The sequence below is a fragment of the Paenibacillus silagei genome, assembly GCF_017874735.1.
Taxonomy (GTDB): Bacteria; Bacillota; Bacilli; order Paenibacillales; family Paenibacillaceae; genus Paenibacillus_AQ; species Paenibacillus_AQ silagei.
The window spans coordinates 372,581-395,050 of record NZ_JAGGLV010000002.1 but is presented as its reverse complement, the minus strand read 5'-3'; the positions used below and the strand labels follow the sequence as shown (position 1 = coordinate 395,050).

The following is a 22,470-nucleotide window of genomic DNA, read 5'->3' as shown; positions in this document are numbered from 1 at the left end:
AGGTTAGAAAAGGTGTGCGGATAGGGCCTCCTTACGTAAGATCCAGCGTGCGGTGGGCCGTAGGAGGCATTTCATCACGGTCAGTCAGCAGCTCAATGACAGCTGCCTTGTTAAGTGCCACAGCTTCGCGGATTGCGGCAGCGAACTCCTCCTGCGTCTCACAGCGGAAGCCGGCTGCACCCAGCGATTCGGCGAATTTCACGGCATCCATGGGAACCTCGAAGATCGTACCGTCAATCCGGCCGGTCGTTTTCTCCATACCCTTAAGCGCCATATCCAGCTGCTTATTGTTCACCACAATGAAAATCACCGGAATGTCCTTGCAAACGGCTGTGTTTATTTCAGTTCCGAGCATCATAAAACAGCCGTCACCGGTAATGCAGAAGACAGTCTCTCCGGGAGAAGCTGTCTTGGCGCCGATCGCCATGCCAATTGAATTGCCCATGCAAGCAAAGTAGGCATCGAATATGAAGCTGCCGGGCCTGCGGACATTGAACCATTTCACAGCATTGAACCCGTGGCTGCCGTCATCTACAAACACGCTGCTGTTGTAAGGAATCAAGTCGCTCATCGTGCTCATTACCGAAGCCAGAGAAAGCCCCGCCAGCACGGGCAACTCGTCATTGTAAGCATTGGAGATTGTGATTTCATGCTTGGTGACCGTAGAGGGGTCCAGCTTCTGAAGATACAGTGCCAGGTTGTCCCTTAAGTCCCCGCCGACAGCGATGGTGGATGAGGACAGTATTTTGCCGACAAAGGTTGGATCTACATCGAACTGTATCAGCTGCGGCGGATGATTCTCCGGCTTCAGGTTGCAGATGGTCATGTCGCTCAGGCGGGAGCCCAGAACAATGAACAGGTCGCTGTTGTTCAGCAATTCATCGCCGTGCGAGGAGCCGCCAACGCCGACAGGACCGTGGTAGAGCGGGTGATCATAAGCTATTGCTCCTTTGCCGCCTGGAGAGGTGACTACAGGAATGTTGAAGGTCTCAGCCAGCTGAACCAGTTCCTGATGGGCACCTGAGCGGTTGACGCCTTTACCGGCAATGATCAGCGGCCTAGCGGATTGATTAATCGCCGAGATGACCCGGTCATAGTTCTGATAACTGACTAGTCCCTCGCGTTCCGGCAGAACAATCCGGCATTCCGCGAGCCGCTCTGTCTGCACATCAAACGGAATGCAGAGATGGACTGGGCCTTTTTGGTCACCGAGGGCGATGGATAGGGCATGGTTGAAAATCGTGCTGAAGTGATCGCCGCGTTCAACGAGCTTGCTGAAGAGGGTGGCCGGCCGGAACATATCCGCCAAATCAGCCAGGTAGGAAGTGGAATCCTGACATTGGGGAATGCCCAGCTCCTTGATGGACTGATGTCCGGTGATGAAGAGGACGGGAAGATTATTGGCCTTGGCATGCGCTGCTGCGGTGAGCAGATTCGTTCCGCCAGGACCGGAGGTGCCGAAGGCTACCCCGAGACTGCCGGTCTTCAGAGCATAACCGCCGGCGGCGAAGCCGGAGCTGGATTCGTGCCGGCCGGGGATGAACTCTATACCGTAGTCAACCATTTTCAAAGCGATGGGGCAAATAGACTTGCCTATGATTCCAAAAGAATGAGTGACTCCCAGATTGTGTAATGCTTCCGCCATATAATCTGCAACTGTCTTCAGAACATCCACCCCGCAAGTTGTTATTTGTATACGTCAGCAATAGAAAACCTGTACTCACCATTGGAGCACAGGTCTGTTGCACGAATCACCATAATCAAACGCGAAACCTAAGGCGTTCACAGTTTTTCAGCAACCTGGCTGTCATGATCCCACTTCAGAAATGAGACTGTAGATCCATGGCTTTGCGTCATTCCCTTTCGGTGAATTTTGCCGGTATGCGGTTATAAATGAATTTGTGGAGAATTTTCCTTTACAATATATTCCTTGCTCCGCTTTTGTCAATAACCCCTGTGAGAAGAAACTCGGAATTTGACGAATATTCAGGAGTGGAAATGGCTAAATATTTGGATTTTCAAACTTTTGAAAATGGTTGTCCCTGGAAGACTAAAGTCTTAAAATGCAAATGGCCGTTTAGCTTGATTAATGTGGGAAGTGAGCACAAAGCCTCATTACATTCCTGATTTACTGCAAAACATTAAGAATTCACTAGATATACAGCATTACAAATTTCGGTGATAGGACTTAAGTAATAGTGATGTGAGATGTTAGCTTATAGACAAGCTATGACAATAGAACGACTATAGTAAAGAAGTGCAAAGCACGGTTTTTACCCTTATGCACAATTTCAACAATTTGTGAATATTACATAACAATCTTTGTTTTGCCCAAAAAAAGAGACACGTCCCGCAGAAAATTCCGCAGGCGTGTCTCTTTGTGCTGAGGTTAAAATTTGAAAATATGAATCGTTTTTTGCAGGTTGAAGACCGCGGAGGTCATCTTCTCTGTCTCCTCAGCTACGGATTGAAGAGCATGAATCTGTTCGTTCATCGCTGCGGATACCTCTTCCGTCCCTGCGGCGGTCTCCTGGGTGATGGCTGAGATATTCTCGATCGCCCCGGAGATCTTGAGCGCGCTCTCCAGCATAAGGTCACTCTCTGCAGAGAAGGAGGCAATCTGCTCGGTTATGTATTGGACACTATGCACAATTTGAGCAAAAATGTTGGCTGTCTCCGTAATCATCTCATTCTGCACCTGGACTACCTCTTCATTGATGGCGATGTTATCGATAGCCTGCTTGATATCCGCTTCGATGCTGCGTACCAGACCGAACACCTCTTTGGTTGAAGCGGTGGATTCCTCGGCCAGCTTGCGGACCTCCTGGGCAACAACGGCGAACCCGCGGCCATGCTCGCCTGCACGGGCGGCTTCAATAGAAGCATTGAGCGACAGCAGATTGGTCTGTTCAGCAATTTCGGTAATTGTCTTGGTAATCATCGTAATGCCACGTGCGTTATGCGATAGGGCTTCGATAGTATCCGCCACCTTCTGGGTAGCCTGGATGTTCTTGCGCATGCCTTCGGCTTGGGTATCCACCGATTGCCGTCCCTGTTCTACCAATTCCAGCGTATGTACAGACCTTCTATTCATTTCCTTGGTGGAATTCGTATAATTGGAGACTTTGATTTCGATATCCTTGATCGATTCGGTCATATCAGCGATATCCACCGAGATTTCGTTAGCACCGAGGGCCAGTTCGTTGGAGGAGGAGGCCACCTGCGCCATGACAAACTTCAGGTTCTGATTCTTGTCTTCAATCCCGCGGCTGGCGTCCATAACCTGACGGGTAATCTGTGAGGCATCGGTGAGGATTTTTTTGAGCTTGTCAATCATGGTGTTGAAGGAGCGGCTGATGTCGCCCATGGAGCCATTCTCATCGGCACGGCTGGTGAAGTCGCCTTTGGCAATCGTGTGCGTCACATTGGAGATATCCTCAAATGAAGATGTAAGCGTTCTCTCAATGAAGCGCGCAAGCGGGTAAGTCAGCGCTGCCAGGACGGCGACAAGAATAATGCCGATGAGCAGCCTGTCCATGAGGATTAGCGTGATTAAGACAGGGACAGCGAATAAAGCGGCAACCAGGTAACATCCGGTGACGATTTTTTGTTTCAACGGCAGCTTGTTCATCCAGTCCATAATGTAAAGTCCCCCTATAAATAATAATGTGTATTGTAATATTATAGGGGATACTAGTGCATTTGGTCTATTATTAAAAATCGTATAATGCTGCCGCTTCACGCAGAGCCGCAGCAACCGTATCCGCAAGCTCAGGCGGTGCCGTCACCTTGATACCCTGACCCAGGGACAGGATGATCCGGCACGCAGACTCCGGCGTGTTGAACTCGGCCTCGGCCCTGATCCAGCCCGGGGCCTCAGCAGGCTCCTGGTGCAACAGGGCGACGTATCGCTCCTTCTGCAGCTCCTTCATCGTTTGCTCTCTTACAAGAAGGCTGGAGGGGTACCTGGGCAAGGCAGACTTGAATGCGGCGGTGGAGGTCTCCCAGTACTCAGACAGGTGGAAATCCTCCGGCTGCTCAAAAGACTCATCTGTGACTTTGGCCTCAGTGATTCTGGAGACCCTGTAGGTCCGCAGCTCGCTGTCATGCCCCGCGACCAAGTACCAGACGCCGCGCTTGACTACCAGCCCCAGCGGTGCAACCAGCCGCTCGGCGGCGTCCTCCCCGCGCAGATAGGTGATGCTCACCTTGTGGTTCTCCCATAAGGCTCCCTGCAAAGCGGATAGGCAGGGATAGGTCTCCCCGGAGGGATGCCACCCGGCTCCGTCGATGTGAATCCGCTGGCTGAGGAAGCTGAAGGGCGTGAGAGGCTGCCTGGTAGCAGCGGCTTGCAGCTTGCGGGTGGCCGAGGAGAACTCCTCCTGAATGCCCAGAGCGTGCAGAATCGCCGGATCAGCGGGCACCAGCAGCGCGGCAATCTCCTTGGTGTTCATTCCGGTCAGGGAATTCCGGTAGCCTTCCGCCAGCTTCCAGCCGCCCTCCCGGCCGCGCTCCGCCAGCACAGGGATGCCGGAGAAGCTGAGTGCCTCCATATCCCGGAAAATCGTACGTTCCGATACCTCCAGCGTTTGCGCCAGCTCTTTGGAGCTGATTTTCCCCCGGCTCTGTAAAAGTTGAACGATAGTGATCAGGCGGTCCGCTCTCATTCTGCAACCTCCCTTGAATGTATTATTTATATATGTCAATGGTTGTCATGTATAAGGTATATATTAGACAAGAGTACGGATTAGCGCAAATGATCATCTAATCCGGGCATGATAGATGAAAGGGAGCGGATCAAATGACAAATCTGCAAGGGAAAGTGGCATTGGTAACAGGCGGGAGCAGGGGAGCGGGCAGAGGCATTGCACTGGAGCTGGCGAAGGCTGGTGCCTATGTATACATTACGGGCAGGAATGCCGGTATGCCGCAGGAGGGACAGGCAAGAACGCTTGAAGGGGTGCTGGCTGAGATCCGCCGCTCAGGCGGGGACGGAGCCGTGATCCGCTGTGATCATACCAATGACAGCGAGACAGAGGCTGTAATCCGGCAGATTAGCGCAGAGCAGGGCAGATTGGATATTCTGGTCAATAACGTCTGGGGCGGCAATACTCTCCCTATCGGGAATGAACCGTTCTGGGAGCAGCCGGTGCAGCATTGGGATCATATGTTCACTGCGGGTGTGAGGGCGCAGCTAATGACTAATTATTATGCTGTACCCCTGATGCGCAGGGAAGGAGCGGGGGCGGGCAAATTAATCATCCATACGACCTTCTGGGACGAGTACAAGTACACGGGGAACTTCTATTATGATCTGTCCAAAAATGCGCTGGTGCGCATGGCCTACGGATTATCCCTAGAGGTGGCTGCGGATGGCATCGCGGTGATTCCCGTCTCTCCCGGCTGGATGCGGACCGAGCTGGTCCTGGACAGCTTCGGCACAGATGAGGAGCACTGGCAGGAGGAGGAGGGTCTTCAGACCACTGAATCAACCGCTTATATCGGACGGGCAGTTGCAGCGCTTGCTGCTGATCCTGAAGTGATATCCATGACTGGTACTCCCCAGAAGGTAGGGGACCTGGCACGGAAATATGGCTTTACGGACACCGATGGCCGGCAGGTGCCAGCCTACCGGATTTCATAGTATAACGCAAAAACACTCTTTGGAAGTGCGCGGCCTGGGGCCTGCACTCCCGAAGAGTGTTTTATTGTGAAGAAATAAGAATTAGAGCAGAATGATCTCCTCAGCGGTGTTGATCTCCGGCAGTCCGGCCAGCTTCACCAGGACCTCCTTCGGCACACCCTTATCAACGGTCAGTAGCATAATGGCAGCTCCGCCGATGATCGTACGGCCAACCTGCATGGATGCGATATTGACGCCGTTCTCGCCAAGCAGGGTGCCGACGAGTCCGATGATACCCGGTTTGTCATTATGCGAGATCACAACCTGATGGCCTTCCGGAGCAATATCGACCGGGAACTTGTTGACCTTAACAATCCGTTCGCCATAGCCCTGCAGCAGGGTACCGGCGACCAGACGCTCTTCATCATGCTCAGCCTTGAGTGTTACCGTGATGAGGTTGGTGAAGCCTTTGGTTTTGGAAGCCTTGGTCACCACTACATTCACATCACGGGTCTTCGCCAGATGCATCGAGTTGACGATGTTCACATCTCCGGCAAAGTGGCGGGTGAGCACACCTTTGACGACATAGCGGGTAAGCGGCTGGGTATCCACATCCGAGAGATCACCGGCATATTCCACATGGATCTCGCGGATCGCTCCGTCCGTAATCTGCGTAGCGAAGCTGCCCAGCTTCTCGCCGAGGGTGAAGTACGGCTGCAGCTTGTTCATCACGCTAGGTGCAACCGGCGGAATGTTCACCGCGTTGATGAACGGTTCGTTGCGCAGGATATGAAGGACCTGCTCGGATACATCGATGGCTACGTTCTCCTGGGCTTCAATCGTCGAAGCACCCAGATGCGGAGTCACGATAATCTTCGGATGTGTAAGGAACGGGTGGTCTGCTTCAGGCGGCTCCTTCTCGAAGACGTCGAACGCAGCACCGGCTACAATACCGCTGTCAATCGCTTCTACCAGCGCCATTTCATCGATGACACCGCCGCGGGCACAGTTGATGATGCGCATGCCTTTTTTCATCACTTCGAATTGCGGACGGGAGATCATGTGGCGGGTCTCCGGGGTGAGCGGTGTGTGAACGGTGATGAAGTCTGCACCGCGCACAATGTCGTCTACCGAAGCCAGCTTCACTTCCATTTTCTCTGCACGGTCAGCTGTCAGGAACGGGTCATAGGCCAGGATGCTCATGCCGAAGGCTTTGGCGCGCTTGGCCACCTCGCTGCCGATCCGGCCCATGCCGAGTACGCCCAGTGTCTTGCCGCGCAGCTCTACGCCGAGGAAGGTTTTTCTGTCCCATACGCCGGAAATCGTCTTCGCGTAGGCTTGAGGAATATGACGGGCCAAGGCCATCATCATGGCAAAAGCATGTTCACAGGTCGTAATGGTATTGCCGTCCGGAGCATTGATAACTACTACACCGCGCTGCGTGGCGGACTCCAGCTTGATGTTGTCCACGCCGACTCCGGCCCGGCCGATAACCTTGAGATTAGTACCGGCGGCGATAATTTTGTCCGTCACGGTAGTCTGGCTGCGAACGAGTAAGCCGTCATATTCGCCAATGATTGCAACTAGCTCATCTTCACTTAGTCCTGTTTTCTTGTCTACAGTCACATCGCTTGCGTCCATCAATTGCTGAATGCCCAAATCGCTGATCGGATCCGATACTAATACTTTAAACATGGTCTCTTGTCCTCCTTCAAATGGGAAAGCTATTGTATATGCCAAGGATCACCGGGTAAGGCAATCCGCAGTACCAGAACTTACAAGAGCGTAATAAGCAGCTTGACAACGGGGTAACGCGCTGTCGCACAAAAGAAACAGCATGCAGAAGTACCGGATTCACGGGTAGATGGCAATAAAAAAACTCCCAACCCCCATACTACTGCCGTAGTAAGGGACGAGAGTTCTCGTGGTACCACCCTAATTCACTGCGACGGTTAAGAAGCAGCCTCATTGGCCTGCAAAGGCCACACTGGTAACGGAGTGATCCGATTGTATCTACTCTTGTGTTCAATACAATATCTCAGGAGCGCTAAAGATTAATGTCCGCCACCGGTTCTCACCACCCACCGGCTCTCTGAAGACTGCAAGTAATCTTTGTTCCATCATCGGTTTTGCTTGATTAATTTGTCATAATGTAACATGGTGATGCCAAGTGTGTCAATAGGATTCTTCTGCGCGGGTCCGCCTTGAAGTGGACCGTAAATTTCGTTATGATGCAATAACTGGTCCTACTCGTAGAAGAAAGGGAGCTGCGGCATGATCTCTTTACCGTAATATTGTTCCCGCCACTTGATGAAGTCCTGCTCCTGCACCGCACCGGTGGAGATGAGCAGGGTGACGGAGGACTGGATATCATTCAGCTTCAGCGAGCTGGCGGTCCCGGAATAGATCATGTCATCAATCTTGGCAGTGATATCCTGCGGATCATATCCGGCGTAGATGCCGCGGTTGAGCATGATATTGGCGATGGAAGCATTCTTGAGCAAGAGCGGCATTTTTTTCCACTGAATGAAAGAGAGTGTCTTCAGCTCACCGGACTGCTGCGGAATGGACGGGTGGGTCTTCGACCCCCATTTCAGCATGGAATCATAGAAGTTCTTCTGGGCGAGCAGCCCGAATCTCACGGCACTGGTTGTGAAGTTGTCGCTTCTCAGCACTTTGGCGGCTTCGGCGCCGGAAGCTCCCGCAGTCACCTTACTGGAGGCTTGGGAGAAGAGTGTGAGACTCTTAAGAATATTGAGCTGGGATTCATAGAGCATCGGCGAATTGGTGAAGAGCGAATCCTGGGTTACCTTATCATACTGCTTGTCCGCGAGAATACTCAGATTCTTCAGTGTTGCCGCATTCTGGCGTGCATCCGTGCTGCGGGCAAGAACGCCCACCTGTTCGTTCCAATTGCGCTTGAATTCCCGGTAAGGCAAAAATACGTTATGATAAAAGGTGACAAGATCCTGCTGCTGGTAGGAGCCGGAGAATTCCTGGGCGCTCGGGTGGTCCTTCAGCTGTGAATACTTGGCCTCTGTCTTGTCAGCTCCAACCTTGACTCCCGTGAAAAATGAAGCGAATGCGGATATTAGAAAAAACAAAAAACCTAGTGTGTACATCATTTGAGTGCGGGAGGTACGGCTGTTCATGATTAAGTGCTCCTTCGTATAGGTAAATTAACTTATGTAAAAACATTTATAGAACAGGCAGGTTATAATGAAAAAATTCAAATTGGGTGACATCAAAATTAAAAAGGCCGATCCACAGCAGTTAACAGACAAGCTGTTACTCATTAATCTGTACATTACTCAGGGCCTTACCTTATTTATCGGTTTGATATGGATATTATTACAGAAAAGAAATCCTATTCACATATTAAATTTTCCGGATAGTGTACATTTCGTGTACTGGGGCCTTGGCCTTGCAGTTATTATGCTTGCTGTTGACTTCCTGCTGACCCATATTGTTCCTGAAGACAGCATGGATGACGGGGGGATTAATGAACTGCTGTTCGGCAAAAGGCCGCTGTGGCATATTGTGGTCATTTCGGCGGTGGTTGCGGTGTGTGAGGAGCTGCTCTTCCGCGGAGCGATCCAGCATTCTCTTGGGCCGTACTGGACGAGTATACTGTTTGCTGTTATTCATGTCCGTTATCTGCGGCACTGGATTCCAACGGGCTGGGTCTTCCTCAGCAGCTATGGTCTTGGACTTATCTACATCCATTCGGGCAGTCTGTGGGCACCTATATTGTGCCATTTCCTTATAGATTTGTTCTCCGGTATGGTTATTCGTTACAGGAGGGTATCATGACAGAACAATTAAGCCGGGTAAGGTCCCGCCAGAAACAGCAGAAGAGAGAACAACAGCCTCCGGCCAGAGCGGGCAAGCGTCAGCCGGCTTCCGGGGCAGCAGAAGAGCGTGCGGGAAGTCCGGTACCGGTGGCAGGGACCCTGTCCAGAAAGGAGCGCTTATCCGGGCGCAGGGCCTCCGGGAGGCCGGAGCGTGAGGCGGCACAGCAGGAAGGGGAGCAGACTCCTTCGCGTGCGGAGAGCTATCCGTCAGAGAGAATCCGGTTCAGCAAAATGTTCATCAATTCGCTGATTGTTGTATTTCTGATGCTGCTGGGCTTCCTCCTGTGGTGGGGAATTAACGGGGCGCCGGATCTGGGCAGCCTATGGAGTTGACTGCGGTGCTCCTGATTCTATTAGGTGTGAGTCTTGGGGGGGCAGGGGTTATGGGTCTCCTTATGGTTGCTGCTGCCTTCAAAAAACGGTTGAATCATCTGGATATTGTACTGGACCGGCTTCCTGCCGCGTTCGACGGCTACCGGATACTGCTCATTACGGATATTCACCGCCGCCGTCTGCCGGAGGAGATGCTGACCCCGCTGTGGGGGAAGGTGGACGCTGTCTTCCTGGGCGGTGATATGACGGAGAAGGGCGCTTCCATAGAACGCCTGTTGAACAATATGACTCTGGCCGCTTCGGTTGCGCCTGTATATGCCGTACATGGGAATCATGATTACAGGGCGAATATCAATCTGGTGGATAACATCATCCGGGGAAGCGGAGCCAGGCTGCTGGTGGATGAGAACTGCGTCATTGAGCGGGACGGCGCGCAGTTTATTCTGACCGGGGTGGATTTCCCGCGGCAAGGCGGCAAGAAGGCCTACGGGCCTCTGCCAGCTGTGGCGGATGCGGAAGCCTTCCGGATCATCCTCGTGCATGATCCGCTTTGGCTGTCCCGGCAGCAGGAGATTCCGGCTGACCTGATTCTGGCCGGGCATACCCATGGAGGCCAGGTTGTACTGCCCCTGATCGGGAACCGGCATACCGATGAGTTCTACCGCCAATATAATGCGGGGATGTATGAGATCCCACGGAGCTATAATGCGGGTCTCCCGCCGCTGAAGATGCTGATCAGCCGGGGGTTCGGTACGGCGCATCTGCCGCTGCGCTGGCGCAGTCCGGCCGAGATGCATGTGCTGACCCTGCGCTGCGGACAGCAGCATTCCGGATCGCAGAGATTCAATGTGATGAACCCATAAGCATGACAAAAAACCGGCTGCCCTCCTAACGGGGCAGCCGGTTTTGCTTGTTCATTCAGAGCTTAGCGCATCTTCAGCTCAATGCTGCGCGGATCTACAAAGCTGTAGCCCTTGCCCTCAAGCGTAGTCAGCAGAGTGTCAAGTGCCTCTACCGTCCAAGGCAGCTCATGCATCAGGATATTGCTGCCGGAATGCAGCTGATCGGTTACATTCTTGATCAGCTTCTCCGTTTTGCCTGCATCCTTGGCCTTCATCTCCCAGTCAAGGGAGCCATTGGACCAGGTCATATAGAGCATGCCGTTTGCAGCAGCGATTTTTTTGCCTACATCACCGCCGGCACCGTGCGGCGGACGGAAGAAGTGAGGGGTCTCACCGGTGATTTCCTTGACGATTCTTTGAACATCCTCAATCTGCTTCTTCACTTCGGCTTCCGGCTTATCCTTCAGCACGATGTGATCCCAGCTATGGTTGCCGAGTACGCCGCCCCGCTTGTGGATCAGCTCCAGCAGCTCGGGATGCTCCTTCACCCGGTACCCGTTGACGAAGAAGATCGCTTTGGCCTTGTGCTTGTCCAGTGTATCCATCAGCGGATTGATTAATTCCGCTTCCTTCGGCCCGTCGTCGAAGGTCAGCAGGACTACCTTCTTATTCGTGATCGGATCATTCGGGACAATGTCATAATTCTTGTTCATATGATACAGCAGCGGCACCTGCGCATCGCTGGCTGCCGCAGGCGTGGCCTCCGGTGATGCAGTTGCCTCAGGTGCAGCTGATGCTGTTACCTCAGGTGCAGGAGATGCGGCTGTCTCCGCCGCCTCTGTTGCTGCCGCAGGCTGTGGCGTCTTCTCCGCCGCCTGGCTGCCTGTATTTCCACTGTTGCTGCAAGCTGACAGCAGACAAGCCGCCAAAAGCAGCGTTATTGTTGCTTTACCCACTTTTTTCATCTCGCTTTCTTGTTGTTTGGCTGTATGAGCGGCTACCTTTCCGCGAACACTAAGCATGATTTTACCATACAAGGAGGTTGGAGATATGAATACTTCGTCATTTCTGTGCGGGGTGCTGATTGGTGCAGCCGCCAGTATGATTATGTCCAAAAAACGCAGCGCCATGATGTCTGCCTTACTGCACTCGAACGGTTCTTCCTATAATGCGGGTGACAAGGCCAAGGACAAAATTATGGGGATGGCCATGACTGGCTTCGGCAGCACGGCAGCGGGCAGCAGTCATGAACACTCAGGCTCTCATGTATCCGGCGGTGGCGAGCATAGCGGTGGCGATCATAAAGAGGGTTCCCCGTTAAAGTCCAAAGAATCAAATCTGAACATGCTGAAGGATTTCATCCGCAGCAACCCTGATGTGAAGCATGAAGTCGAGCAGATTCTCAAAGATACTCATACCGCCATACCGGGTTTGTAACCGGATTTAACCGCTGCAGAATCATTTTGGCGATGCCGGCATCGCTGAAGTGATTCTTTTTTAATATGGCTTTACATATAATGGGCAGCAAATTGGGCTGAATCTATATTTATTTGCGTGCATTTGTAGCTTCAAAATGATAACATACATACATAGTAACCATTTTTGGCTCATTACTCGGGACTCATCATACATTAATATTAAATGAGCTTGCAAAAGGAGGATCCTGTCATGAGAATAGAGCGATTAAGTCAAGATAAGATACGGATTTTCCTCACTTTTGACGACCTGAGCGAGCGGGGCATCCAGAAGGAAGACATGTGGCAGGAGGTTCCCAAGGTGCATGACCTCTTTACGGAAATGATGGATCAGGCGTACAGCGAGCTTGGTTTTGACGCTACGGGTCCGCTTGCCGTGGAAGTGTTCGCATTGCCCGCGCAAGGCATGGTCGTTATTGTGACCCGGGGGAAATATGATCACCATCAGTACGGTGGGGCCGGGGAAGATGAATTGCCTGAAGAGATTTACGAAATGGAAGTTACTCTTGAACAAAGCGACTCCATTGTATATGCATTCCGCGATTTCGAGGTTCTGGTGGAAGCGGCTCATGTGCTCATCGGCAATATTACTTCTCAAGGACAACTGTATTCTTATAATGATAAATGGTACCTCTACTTCGATCCGAAGGAATTTGAAGAGGCTGCACTGTCAGGGCTGGTAGGCGTGCTCGCTGAATTCGGAGATTCCTCTCCGGTAACTCAGGCTGTTCTGGCCGAATACGGCAAGACGGTTATGGCGGAGAATGCGATTCAGACGCTGTGCAATCATTTCAAACGCCAGGAATAAGAGATAGCGGAAGGTACCAGTCCGGCCATAACGGCTTCAGCAGAGATTAGGTATTAGCGCAAGGGAGGCTATTCGGTGCTTTTGTTATCGGTCATTTCGTCAGCAGTTGCACCGGGACTTGCGCTGCTGACTTTTTTCTATCTGAAAGACAAGTATGATCAGGAACCGCTCCATATGGTGCTTAAGGTGTTCCTGCTCGGCCTGATGATCGTGCTGCCTGTGATGATTATCCAGAGGGGACTGGTGCTGGGGCTGGACGGCGGTCCTTATGTGGATTCCTTTCTGATCTCAGCCGGGGTGGAAGAGGCCCTGAAGTGGTTTGTGCTGTACCATATGATTTACAATCATACCGAATTTGACGAGCCCTATGATGGAATACTATATGCCGTAGCGATTTCGCTCGGCTTCGCAACAATAGAGAATGTAATGTATGCATGGTACAGCAATGCTTCAATCGGCACCATGATTCTAAGGGCGCTGCTTCCAGTCTCCGGACATGCCATGTTCGGGGTAATTATGGGCTACCATATGGGCAGAGCCAAGTTCTCCGGCGGGGTCAAGACCCGTAAGATTCTGCTGATTTCATTGCTTCTGCCCTGGCTGTGGCATGGAATCTATGATTTTCTGCTCGCGACGACAGCTAACTACTGGATCTGGTTTATCGTGCCCCTGATGGCGGTCCTATGGTATAGAGGCATGGGGAAGGTAGCGCGGGCCAACAGCCGTTCCCCGTTTCGCTTTTTGAAGCGTGAGGAAGAGGTTAACCTATAATCGAGATGGACACACTTAATCCTACAGGGCAGTTCCTTAAGGCAAGGAATTCCAGAAAGGAGAGAGAGGTGTCTTTTTTTGCGAGTAAAAGTTCGGATTGTCTGCAAGCAGTGCGGCGAAACCTACATATTAAGAGGGAACAAGGAGCAGGGGGTTGTCCAGACCGGCTTCAAGCAATGTCTGTGCAGCTGTGTAAGCGGCTTCGAGATTGAGGAACGGGCCTAAAGACCGGATTCTTGAAAAAGTGCATAAGTCTTCTCAGTTATTGTCAAACTAACGGCAATAAGCTACTGAAAGGAGCTATGCGGACCTATGTACAAAAGATTAAGTGCCATAATGTTCCCGCTTACCGCACTCTTGCTGCTTGGAGCGCTCGTCTGGGGGTATCAGGAGAATCAGGAGAAGAATTCGATTCTGATCAAAGCGGAGAATCAGTATCAGCGCGCATTCCATGATCTCTCCTTCCATGTGGAGCGGCTTCACGGTGAGCTTGGCAATACGCTTGCGGTGAACACTACCTCTAACGGAATGCACCGCAAAGGACTGGTCAATGTATGGCGGATTACCAGCGAGGCGCAGAACGAGATCAATCAGCTGCCGCTGACGCTGCTGCCGTTCAGTGAGACGGAGGAGTTCCTCTCTAAGATCTCTAATTTCTCCTACAAGGCTGCGGTGCGTGACTTCACGAAGAAGCCGCTGACAGAGGGGGAGATGGCGAATCTGAAGACGCTCTACCAGAATTCGGCTGAAATCTCCAAGGACCTGCAGAAGGTTCAGGACAAGGTCATCGGCAAAAAGCTGCGCTGGATGGATGTAGAGACTGCACTGGCTACAGAGCAGAAGGCCGAAGACAACACGATCATCGACGGATTCAAAACCGTGGATAAACGCGTGGCGGCATACCCGGAGCTGGACTACGGCCCTTCGGTTGCAAGTATCTATGATAAGCGGTCGGTGAAAAAGCTGGGCGGCAAGCCGGTTACCGCTGACCAGATCAAGGGCAAGGCGATGAAGTTCGCCGAGCTGGGCGGGAAGGCACAGGTGAAGATTCAGGAGAATGGGAAGGGAACGGAGTGGGCTTCTTATACAGCCACTGTGACTTCCAGTGACCATAAGGAGCCGGTCTCGATGGACTTCACGGCGGAAGGCGGACTGCTGATCTCTTACAACGACAACCGCGAGGTAGGGCCGGCCAAAGTATCCATGAAGCAGGCTGTGGAGAAGGCGGGTAAGTTCCTGGAGAAGAAGGGCTATCCCGGCATGACCGCAGTCAGTGCGGACCGGTACGATAATCTGGGCAATCTGACCTTTGTCAGCAGCCAGGACGGCGTGCTTATCTATCCCGAGAAAATGACGGTTCGTGTCGGGCTGGATACGGGGGAAGCTATAGGGTTTCAGGCAAGCGACTATGTGAATGAGCATAAGGAGAAGCGTGTGCTGCCGAAGCCGAAGCTGTCCCTGGCTGAAGCCAGAGCGATGCTTAACCCGGAGTTCAAGGAGCTCTATAACCGGCTGGCCTGGATCGAGAATGAAGATGCGGTGGAGCTGCTGACCTATGAATTCGGGGGCAAAATCAACGGCTCACAGTTCAGGATTTATCTGAATGCCGCAGACGGTAATGAGGAAGCGGTGGAACAGATCCGCACCTCCTCGGGAGCACAGGATAAATAGCCGGACTTTCCATGGGGACAGCTAAAACCGGCTCTATAAAGAAGACGCGTTTCCGGAAACGGAGGGCGTCTTTTTTTTGATGCTGAAACTATAGGCTGCACGCCGGTTGCGGCTGTTGGCGTTCAACGCCTAATAATATTTCTGACCTGCCTCAAGAGGGCATGCTATAATCGGTTTAGCATTTATTACTAACTCAAGCGGCGGTGACAGGTTTGTATCCCAAAATTAATGAATATCTATACCTCCAGGTCGCATCCAGCGATGCGGCAGAGTCTGAGATCCAGTACCGGGCGAGGATTGCTGATATGGAGGACGAGAGCATCCTGATAGAAATCCCCATGCAGGAGAGTAACGGCCGGCTTAAGAAGCTGTTTATCGGTGACGAGCTGTCGGTCTATTTTCTCACAGAGGGCGGCATTAAGAATTATTTCAATACTCATGTGCTCGGCTTCAAGGAAGATGTCATCCGGATGGTCCGGCTGCGCAAGCCTGCGGCGGAGTCCATCTTCAAAATTCAGCGCCGCAGCTTCTTCCGCGTCAATGCCGAGCTGGAGCTGGCCGTGAAGGATGCCCTTGGCAGCCGGTTTCTGGTGCGCACCGAGGATATCGGCGGCGGCGGGACATCATTCTTAAGCGATGCCAAAATTACATTAGAGGTGGCCGACAAGCTGGCCTGCTGGCTGCTCGTCTCCTACCGCAACGGAAGCACGGAGCATGTTAATTTCGAAGGCGAGATTGTACGGATCAAACCGCTGGAGACCGGACGGAATCTGGTCATGGTTAAATTCTCGGCCATTTCCGATTCGGAGCGGCAAAAAATTATCCGGTACTGCTTTGAACGCCAATTCGATTTCCGCAACCGCTGATTCCCTGCGCAGGAATCTTCAAGAGGGCCCTGAATCAGCTTTTTTCTCCCTAAAAAACCTCAATGTCATTTTGCACTGGGGTTCAAACTGTGGTATAATTTTATAAGTCGCAGGCAATGCCTGCTTTTTTCTTGAGAATATCAGCAAGTTCCTAGAGAGATATGTCGATATGCGTATTTCTGCGGAAGAGTGTTTGAGGAGGAATGCCCCGTTGGACAGGCAGGATACACATACTAACGACCGAATTAACGTCGCCATCGACGGACCTGCCGGGGCAGGCAAGAGCACTGTAGCCCGATTGGTAGCACGGGAGCTGTCTTACATTTATGTAGACACGGGTGCCATGTACCGGGCAATCACCTGGTATATGCTTCGTGAAGGCATAGCTGCAGAGAATCATGAGCTGGTGGACCGGAAGGTCCAGAATATGGCGATTGAGCTTCTGCCTGAGAAAGATGTGCAGAAAGTGCTGATTAATGGGGAAGACATGACCCCGCATATCCGCAGTCTTCAGGTCAGCGGCCAGGTGTCGCAGTATTCGAAGATTGAGGGTGTTAGATCCAGACTGAGTCACTTGCAGCGTCAGATGGCGCTCCGCAAGGGAGTTGTGATGGATGGCCGGGATATCGGTACAACCGTACTGCCGGATGCCGAAGTGAAGATTTTCATGACGGCAAGTGTGGAGGAGCGTGCTCTCCGTCGTTACAAGGAACTGAAGGATACGGAAACAGTGACTCTCCAGCAGCTTGAACATGATATTGCAGCGCGGGACCGGCTTGATGAAGGCCGGGAGATTTCACCGCTGTGCCGTGCCGAGGATGCTATTCTTCTGGATACGACGCATATGGATATCCTTCAGGCCGTGGAAGCCATCGTCTCCCACTGCAGAACCTATGTTAACGGGGAGAGAAATCATCTATGATTTATGCATTTTGCGTGGCCTTGCTTCGTATGATTTATGCCATACTGTTCCCGCTCAAGATTGTGGGAAGAGAGAATGTGCCGAAGGAGGGTGGAGTCCTGCTCTGCGCGAATCACATCAGCCTGCTTGATCCCATGACGATCGGCATTAAGCTGAAGCGACAGGTAAGATATATGGCTAAGGCGGAATTGTTCAATGTTCCGGTGCTGGGCTGGCTCATTAAGCAATTGGGCGCATTTCCTGTCAAGCGTGGCGGCGTAAGCAAAGAATCCATTAAGACGTCCCTCAATACGCTTCGCAGCGGACATGTGATGGGCATCTTCCCGGAAGGAACGCGGAACTCCGATTCAGGTTCAGCCAAGAAGGGTGCGGCAAGCTTCGCGCTCCGCAGCGGCGCAGCCGTTGTACCGGCAGCCATTATCGGATCCTACAAGCCGTTCCGCCGGATGACTGTTGTATATGGGGCACCCATAGACCTCAGCGCATTTGAAGGTGCGGGAAGTGATTCTCTGGACGCTGTAACCGATGTTATTATGGGACGCATCCATGAAATGATCAGTACCGGCAAGCCCAGTTCGCGGTAAGTCCGGGAGTCAATCTTCTGTTTCTGTGAATAGCTTATAAATTACAGCATAACCGCTATTTTTTGGAACATACTAATCAGCAAAGTGAAATGGTTTAACGAAGCAATGATTGTTTTGAACCCTGCTCTACGCGGGTTTAAATAAATGGGGTTTTGAATCGAGGAGGGTAATCACATGTCTGAAGAAATCAAGAATCAAGAAGCTGCGGATAACGTTGAGAATAACGAGACCGTAGATAAGGCAGAAACTGTAGAATCCGCTGTTACCGAATCTGCAGAAGTTGTTGCCAGCAATGAAGAAGAAGTGACAAGCCAGGAAGGTCTGGAAATCATTTCTCTGAAAAAAGGCGATACCGTGAAAGGAACAATCGTCAAAATTGAAGATAACCAAGCTTATGTAAGCATTGGATATAAATACGACGGCGTTATTCCTATTCGCGAATTGTCTTCCGTTCAGCTGGACAATGCCGCAGCAGCGGTGGAAGTCGGCCAGGAAGTGGAATGCAAGGTTGTCAGCATCAACGACAACAAGGAGAGCCTGGTGCTTTCCAAGCGTGCCATCGACAGCGAGAAATCATGGGAAGATCTGGAGAAGTATTTCGCTTCCCAGGAATCCTTCGAAGTTACTGTAGCTGATGTTGTCAAAGGCGGCCTTGTGGCTGACGTTGGCGCACGCGGCTTCATCCCGGCTTCCATGGTTGAGCGTCACTTCGTTGAAGATTTCAGCGACTACAAGGGCCGCACACTGCGTGTCAAAGTGAAAGAGCTTGACCGTGAGAACAGCAAGGTAATTCTCTCCGCCAAAGAAGTTCTGGAGGAAGAATTCGAAGCTAACAAGCAGAAGATTATGGCTGAGCTGTCTGAAGGCCAAATCATCGAAGGTACAGTTCAACGCCTGACTCAATTCGGCGCATTCGTTGATGTTGGCGGCGTAGACGGACTGGTTCACGTATCCGAGATTGCTTGGAACCACGTAGAGAAGCCATCCGATGTTGTATCCGAAGGCGACAAGGTTCGCGTGAAAGTACTTAAGGTTGATCCTGAAAAGGGCAAAATCAGCCTCAGCATCAAAGCAGCTGCTCCGGGTCCTTGGGATTCCGCAGCAGGCAAGATCAACATCGGCGATGTAGTTACAGGCGAAGTTAAGCGCCTTGTGAACTTCGGCGCATTCGTTGAACTGCTGCCAGGCGTTGAAGGCCTTGTGCATATCTCCCAGATCTCCCACAAGCACATTGGCACTCCGCATGAAGTGCTCAAGGAAGGACAGGAAGTACAAGTGAAAGTGCTTGACTTCAACCCATCCGAGAAGCGCGTCAGCCTGAGCATCAAGGAAACTGAAGAAGCTCCGGCTCCTTCGGCCAGACCAGAACGCAGCAACAGCAGAGACAGAGCGCCTAAGGAAGTGCTGAACAATCCTAACGTATCGCTCAGCAACGAAGGCCTCAGCTTCACACTGGCTGAACGTTTCGGCGACAAGCTGGACAAATTCAAGGGTAACAACTAATCCCTTTGTTATCTCATCATAACGGGTAAAGTAATCGGCGAGCCCTCGATCAGAGGGTTCGCCGATTGTCTGTTCCAGGGCATACAGGATAGTGGCAATACATGGGTAAGACGGTTAGCCAATTGGAATGTTTTTTGCTATGATGAGTAACGTAAGGAAGACAGGAGGAATGAATATGGCAAGACCCGTAGTGGCCATTGTCGGCAGGCCTAACGTCGGAAAGTCGACGATCTTTAACCGGCTGATTGGCGATAGACTGGCCATCGTAGAAGATAAACCGGGGATTACACGTGACCGGATATATGGAGTCTCCGACTGGAACGGCAAATCCTTCAGTGTCATTGATACTGGCGGGATTGAGATTGACGGAGAAGACGCGATTCTGAAATCCATCCGCGTTCAGGCGGAGCTGGCGATTGAGGAAGCGGATGTGATCATCTTCATGTGCGAGGCGAAGAGCGGACTCACGAGTTCGGATGAGGAAGTGGCGCAGATTCTGTTCCGTTCCGGCAAGCCGATCGTTCTGGCTATCAACAAAGTGGATAACATGAAGCGCACCGAAGATATTTATGAATTTTATACCCTTGGAATCGGTGATCCGATCGGCATTTCAGGAAGTCACGGAACCGGAATCGGCGATCTGCTGGACGCGGTTGTTGAGCGCCTTCCGGATAAAGTGGATGAGGAATATGATGAAGATGTCATCCGTGTAGCCTTGATCGGACGTCCGAATGTGGGTAAATCCTCACTGGTTAATGCCATTCTGGGCGAAGAACGCGTTATTGTCAGTGATGTTGCGGGGACTACACGCGATGCGATTGATACGCCGTTCGAACGGGATGGCCAGCGTTATGTGCTGATCGATACAGCGGGCATGCGCAAACGCGGCAAGGTCTATGAGAACACGGAAAAATACAGTGTAATGAGAGCCATGAAGGCGATTGAGCGTGCTGATGTTGTACTCGTTGTAATCAACGGCGAAGAAGGCATTATCGACCAGGACAAGCATATTGCCGGGTATGCCCATGATGCGGGCAAGGCTTCGGTCTTTGTTGTCAACAAATGGGATGCCATTGAGAAAGACGACAAGACGATGCAGAACTTCGAACGCAACATCCGCGATCACTTCCTGTTCATGAGCTATGCTCCAGTGGTATTTCTGTCTGCGCTTACGAAACAGCGTCTGCAGAAGCTGCTGCCTGTCGTGCAGCATGTCGCCCAACAGCACGCCCTGCGGATTACCACCCATCTGGTGAATGATGTGGTATCGGATGCCGTGGCGATTAATCCTCCGCCTACGGACAAAGGCCGCCGTCTGCGCATTAACTATGTCACCCAGGTGGCAACGAAGCCGCCGACCATTGTGGTATTCGTCAATGATCCTTCGCTGATGCACTTCTCCTACGAACGTTACCTGGAGAACAAGCTGCGTGCAGCGTTCAATTTCGAGGGTACACCGATCCGCCTCTTTACACGGCGCAAATCCGAGAACGAAGGTTAGGGGAGAAGAGTAGTGGCGTTTGAACTTCTGGTTATCGTTATAAGCTATCTGCTTGGCTCCATCAGCTTCAGTGTACTGCTCGCCCGGCTGCTTAAGGGAATTGATATCCGCCAATATGGAAGCGGCAATGCGGGAGCGACCAATACACTGCGTGTGATGGGGAAGGGACCGGCCATACTGGTGCTGTTTCTGGACGTACTGAAGGGAATTGCCGCAGTCTGGCTTGGCACATGGGCCGGGGGATGGGGAAGCTGGGTCGCAGTGGTCTGCGGACTGGCTGCCATCATCGGGCATAACTGGCCGGTCTATTTTCATTTTCGCGGGGGGAAAGGGATTGCAACGACGATTGGAGTGATGGCTACACTGGTATTCTGGCCTGCACTGATTGCCGGGGCGATTGCCATTCTCGCTATTATACTTACACGGTATGTCTCGCTGGGCTCGCTGATCTTTGTGGCTCTGACTCCAGTGTGTCTGCTGTTCACGGAGCATACGACCCCGGAGCTATGGGGAAGCCTGGTCATCGTAGTGTTCGCCTTCTGGCGTCACCGCAGCAACATCGTGAAGATCTCGCAGGGCCGTGAGAACAAAATCGGCTCCAAAGCCAAGGAGGGGAATCGCGTTGTCTGATAAAGTAACCGTGCTGGTCGCGGGCAGTTGGGGAACTGCGCTGGCTACTGTGCTGGCGGCTAACCACTCGGAGGTTTATCTGTGGACGCGAAAGCCTGAGCAGGCTGCCGAGATTAACGAAGCACATACGAATCATCATTTCCTGCCGGGGGTTAAGCTCCCTGGAAATATTATTGCCACCACGGACATGGAGACTGCCGTCTCCGGTTCGAAGGCGGTAGTCATTGTGGCGCCTTCTTCCGGAGTGCGTCAGGTGGCGCATAGCCTTAAGCCGTTCTGGAAGGAAGATATGCTCTGCATTCACGCCACGAAGGGCTTCGAGACCGAGACCATGAAGCGGATGTCCACAGTGATCTCGGAAGAGCTGGGCTGCAGCGAAGGCGATATTGTGGTGCTCTCCGGGCCGAGCCATGCTGAAGAAGTGGTACGGCTCTGTCCGACCACGGTCGTCGTGGCTTCGCCGGATGAGAGCCGTGCCAAGGCGGCGCAGGGGCTGTTCATTAACAACGACTTCCGTGTGTATACCAACAGGGATCAGCTAGGGGTAGAGCTGGCTGGTGCACTGAAGAATATTATCGCGCTGGGTGCGGGGCTGTCCGACGGGCTGGGGTTCGGGGATAATGCGAAGGCGGCACTGCTTACCCGCGGGCTGGCCGAGATCTCCCGGGTCGGGGTAGAGATGGGTGCGAATCCCTTAACCTTCTCCGGCCTTGCCGGACTTGGTGACCTGGTCGTAACGGCAACAAGCCAGCACAGCCGCAACTGGCGCGCCGGCTCCATGCTGGGCCAGGGCCAGCCGCTGAATGAAGTGCTGGACTCGATGGGGATGGTTGTCGAAGGCATCCGGACGACGGAGGTGGCTTATGCGATCTCGCTGAAGCTGGGCGTACAGATGCCCATCACCGACCAGATTTATCATGTGCTGTTCAAGGGCAGAACACCGCGTAATGCGGTGGAAGCCCTGATGGGCCGTGACCGTAAGACGGAGATGGAGGCCATTTCCCAGGAGACCTGGGAGCAGTGGCATTCCTGATCACGTTCACCTTTTGCCGGAATATCTCATATGTTGTTAATGGGGATTGACGGA

At 52.3% G+C, this 22,470-nt stretch carries 22 protein-coding genes, 1 riboswitch and 1 other annotated feature; of the genes, 16 read left to right on the top strand and 6 right to left on the bottom strand.

Annotated features, from left to right (window positions below; genetic code table 11):
- Window positions 1-31: 31 nt before the first annotated feature.
- The 3 genes from J2Z70_RS05130 to J2Z70_RS05120 all read right to left on the bottom strand — a co-directional run bounded on the left by J2Z70_RS05130 (window position 32) and on the right by J2Z70_RS05120 (window position 4,667).
- Window positions 32-1,645, bottom strand: coding sequence for a thiamine pyrophosphate-binding protein (locus J2Z70_RS05130; protein ID WP_245367980.1), 1,614 nt, complete (start codon window positions 1,643-1,645; stop codon window positions 32-34).
- A gap of 146 nt (window positions 1,646-1,791) precedes the next feature.
- Window positions 1,792-1,888: riboswitch (cyclic di-GMP riboswitch) on the bottom strand.
- Window positions 1,889-2,389: 501 nt separating this feature from the next.
- Window positions 2,390-3,640 (bottom strand): methyl-accepting chemotaxis protein, encoded by a 1,251-nt coding sequence (locus tag J2Z70_RS05125; protein WP_209870041.1) that lies wholly within the window; start codon window positions 3,638-3,640, stop codon window positions 2,390-2,392.
- 73 nt (window positions 3,641-3,713) lie between these two features.
- Window positions 3,714-4,667, bottom strand: coding sequence for a helix-turn-helix transcriptional regulator (locus tag J2Z70_RS05120; protein WP_209870038.1), 954 nt, complete (start codon window positions 4,665-4,667; stop codon window positions 3,714-3,716).
- Window positions 4,668-4,801: 134 nt separating this feature from the next.
- On the opposite strand from J2Z70_RS05120, the gene J2Z70_RS05115 reads away from it, so the two are divergent.
- Window positions 4,802-5,644, top strand: a complete 843-nt coding sequence (locus tag J2Z70_RS05115; RefSeq protein ID WP_209870034.1) for an SDR family NAD(P)-dependent oxidoreductase — start codon at window positions 4,802-4,804, stop codon at window positions 5,642-5,644.
- 81 nt (window positions 5,645-5,725) lie between these two features.
- On the opposite strand, the gene serA is transcribed toward J2Z70_RS05115, so the two are convergent.
- Window positions 5,726-7,318, bottom strand: a complete 1,593-nt coding sequence (gene serA, locus J2Z70_RS05110) for a phosphoglycerate dehydrogenase (protein WP_036727344.1) — start codon at window positions 7,316-7,318, stop codon at window positions 5,726-5,728.
- A 210-nt stretch (window positions 7,319-7,528) separates the two neighbouring features.
- Window positions 7,529-7,756 (bottom strand) — a binding site (T-box leader).
- Between the two features lie 113 nt (window positions 7,757-7,869).
- Entirely contained in the window at window positions 7,870-8,775 is a 906-nt protein-coding gene (locus J2Z70_RS05105; RefSeq protein ID WP_036727342.1) for a hypothetical protein, read from the bottom strand.
- Window positions 8,776-8,842: 67 nt separating this feature from the next.
- On the opposite strand from J2Z70_RS05105, the gene J2Z70_RS05100 reads away from it, so the two are divergent.
- The 3 genes from J2Z70_RS05100 to J2Z70_RS05090 are packed head-to-tail and all read left to right on the top strand — an operon-like array spanning window position 8,843 to window position 10,673.
- Complete coding sequence (locus tag J2Z70_RS05100) at window positions 8,843-9,436, top strand: CPBP family intramembrane glutamic endopeptidase (protein ID WP_036698166.1); 594 nt, start codon at window positions 8,843-8,845, stop codon at window positions 9,434-9,436.
- Window positions 9,433-9,810 carry a hypothetical protein gene (locus J2Z70_RS05095; protein WP_209870031.1) on the top strand — a complete coding sequence of 126 codons (378 nt, stop codon included), beginning with the start codon at window positions 9,433-9,435 and terminating at the stop codon, window positions 9,808-9,810. Before J2Z70_RS05100 ends, J2Z70_RS05095 begins: the two co-directional genes overlap by 4 nt.
- Before the next feature lie 50 nt (window positions 9,811-9,860).
- Entirely contained in the window at window positions 9,861-10,673 is an 813-nt protein-coding gene (locus tag J2Z70_RS05090) for a metallophosphoesterase (RefSeq protein ID WP_209870028.1), read from the top strand.
- Window positions 10,674-10,735: 62 nt separating this feature from the next.
- Here the strand turns inward: J2Z70_RS05090 and J2Z70_RS05085 are convergent, their stop codons facing one another.
- On the bottom strand, window positions 10,736-11,608 hold the full coding sequence (locus tag J2Z70_RS05085; protein ID WP_425355097.1) for a polysaccharide deacetylase family protein: 873 nt from the start codon (window positions 11,606-11,608) through the stop codon (window positions 10,736-10,738).
- Between the two features lie 94 nt (window positions 11,609-11,702).
- Here J2Z70_RS05085 and J2Z70_RS05080 point away from each other — a divergent pair, with 94 nt between their 5' ends.
- From J2Z70_RS05080 to J2Z70_RS05025, 12 genes are all read left to right on the top strand, one after another.
- A complete protein-coding gene (locus J2Z70_RS05080) occupies window positions 11,703-12,089 on the top strand; it encodes a hypothetical protein (RefSeq protein WP_209870244.1) in 387 nt (128 codons plus the stop codon).
- A gap of 231 nt (window positions 12,090-12,320) precedes the next feature.
- Complete coding sequence (locus J2Z70_RS05075) at window positions 12,321-12,935, top strand: genetic competence negative regulator (protein WP_036698160.1); 615 nt, start codon at window positions 12,321-12,323, stop codon at window positions 12,933-12,935.
- 75 nt (window positions 12,936-13,010) lie between these two features.
- Window positions 13,011-13,706 (top strand): glutamic-type intramembrane protease PrsW, encoded by a 696-nt coding sequence (prsW, locus tag J2Z70_RS05070; protein ID WP_036727336.1) that lies wholly within the window; start codon window positions 13,011-13,013, stop codon window positions 13,704-13,706.
- 78 nt (window positions 13,707-13,784) lie between these two features.
- Window positions 13,785-13,931, top strand: coding sequence for a hypothetical protein (locus tag J2Z70_RS05065; protein ID WP_179090427.1), 147 nt, complete (start codon window positions 13,785-13,787; stop codon window positions 13,929-13,931).
- Between the two features lie 87 nt (window positions 13,932-14,018).
- Window positions 14,019-15,377, top strand: coding sequence for a germination protein YpeB (gene ypeB / locus J2Z70_RS05060; RefSeq protein ID WP_036727334.1), 1,359 nt, complete (start codon window positions 14,019-14,021; stop codon window positions 15,375-15,377).
- Window positions 15,378-15,589: 212 nt separating this feature from the next.
- Entirely contained in the window at window positions 15,590-16,243 is a 654-nt protein-coding gene (locus tag J2Z70_RS05055) for a flagellar brake protein (RefSeq protein WP_209870023.1), read from the top strand.
- A gap of 211 nt (window positions 16,244-16,454) precedes the next feature.
- A complete protein-coding gene (gene cmk, locus J2Z70_RS05050; protein WP_036727330.1) occupies window positions 16,455-17,165 on the top strand; it encodes a (d)CMP kinase in 711 nt (236 codons plus the stop codon).
- Window positions 17,162-17,749, top strand: a complete 588-nt coding sequence (locus J2Z70_RS05045; RefSeq protein ID WP_036727329.1) for a lysophospholipid acyltransferase family protein — start codon at window positions 17,162-17,164, stop codon at window positions 17,747-17,749. The genes cmk and J2Z70_RS05045 overlap by 4 nt, the downstream gene beginning before the upstream one ends.
- A 174-nt stretch (window positions 17,750-17,923) precedes the next feature.
- Window positions 17,924-19,252: a 30S ribosomal protein S1 gene (gene rpsA, locus J2Z70_RS05040; protein ID WP_076079166.1), complete on the top strand. Its 1,329-nt coding sequence runs from the start codon at window positions 17,924-17,926 to the stop codon at window positions 19,250-19,252.
- A 175-nt stretch (window positions 19,253-19,427) separates the two neighbouring features.
- Window positions 19,428-20,753, top strand: a complete 1,326-nt coding sequence (der, locus tag J2Z70_RS05035; RefSeq protein WP_209870020.1) for a ribosome biogenesis GTPase Der — start codon at window positions 19,428-19,430, stop codon at window positions 20,751-20,753.
- A 12-nt stretch (window positions 20,754-20,765) separates the two neighbouring features.
- The gene (gene plsY, locus J2Z70_RS05030) at window positions 20,766-21,383 is read left to right on the top strand and encodes a glycerol-3-phosphate 1-O-acyltransferase PlsY (protein WP_036727324.1); all 618 of its coding nucleotides are present in this window, start codon (window positions 20,766-20,768) and stop codon (window positions 21,381-21,383) included.
- Complete coding sequence (locus J2Z70_RS05025; protein ID WP_036727323.1) at window positions 21,376-22,416, top strand: NAD(P)H-dependent glycerol-3-phosphate dehydrogenase; 1,041 nt, start codon at window positions 21,376-21,378, stop codon at window positions 22,414-22,416. The genes plsY and J2Z70_RS05025 overlap by 8 nt, the downstream gene beginning before the upstream one ends.
- Window positions 22,417-22,470 lie beyond the last annotated feature (54 nt).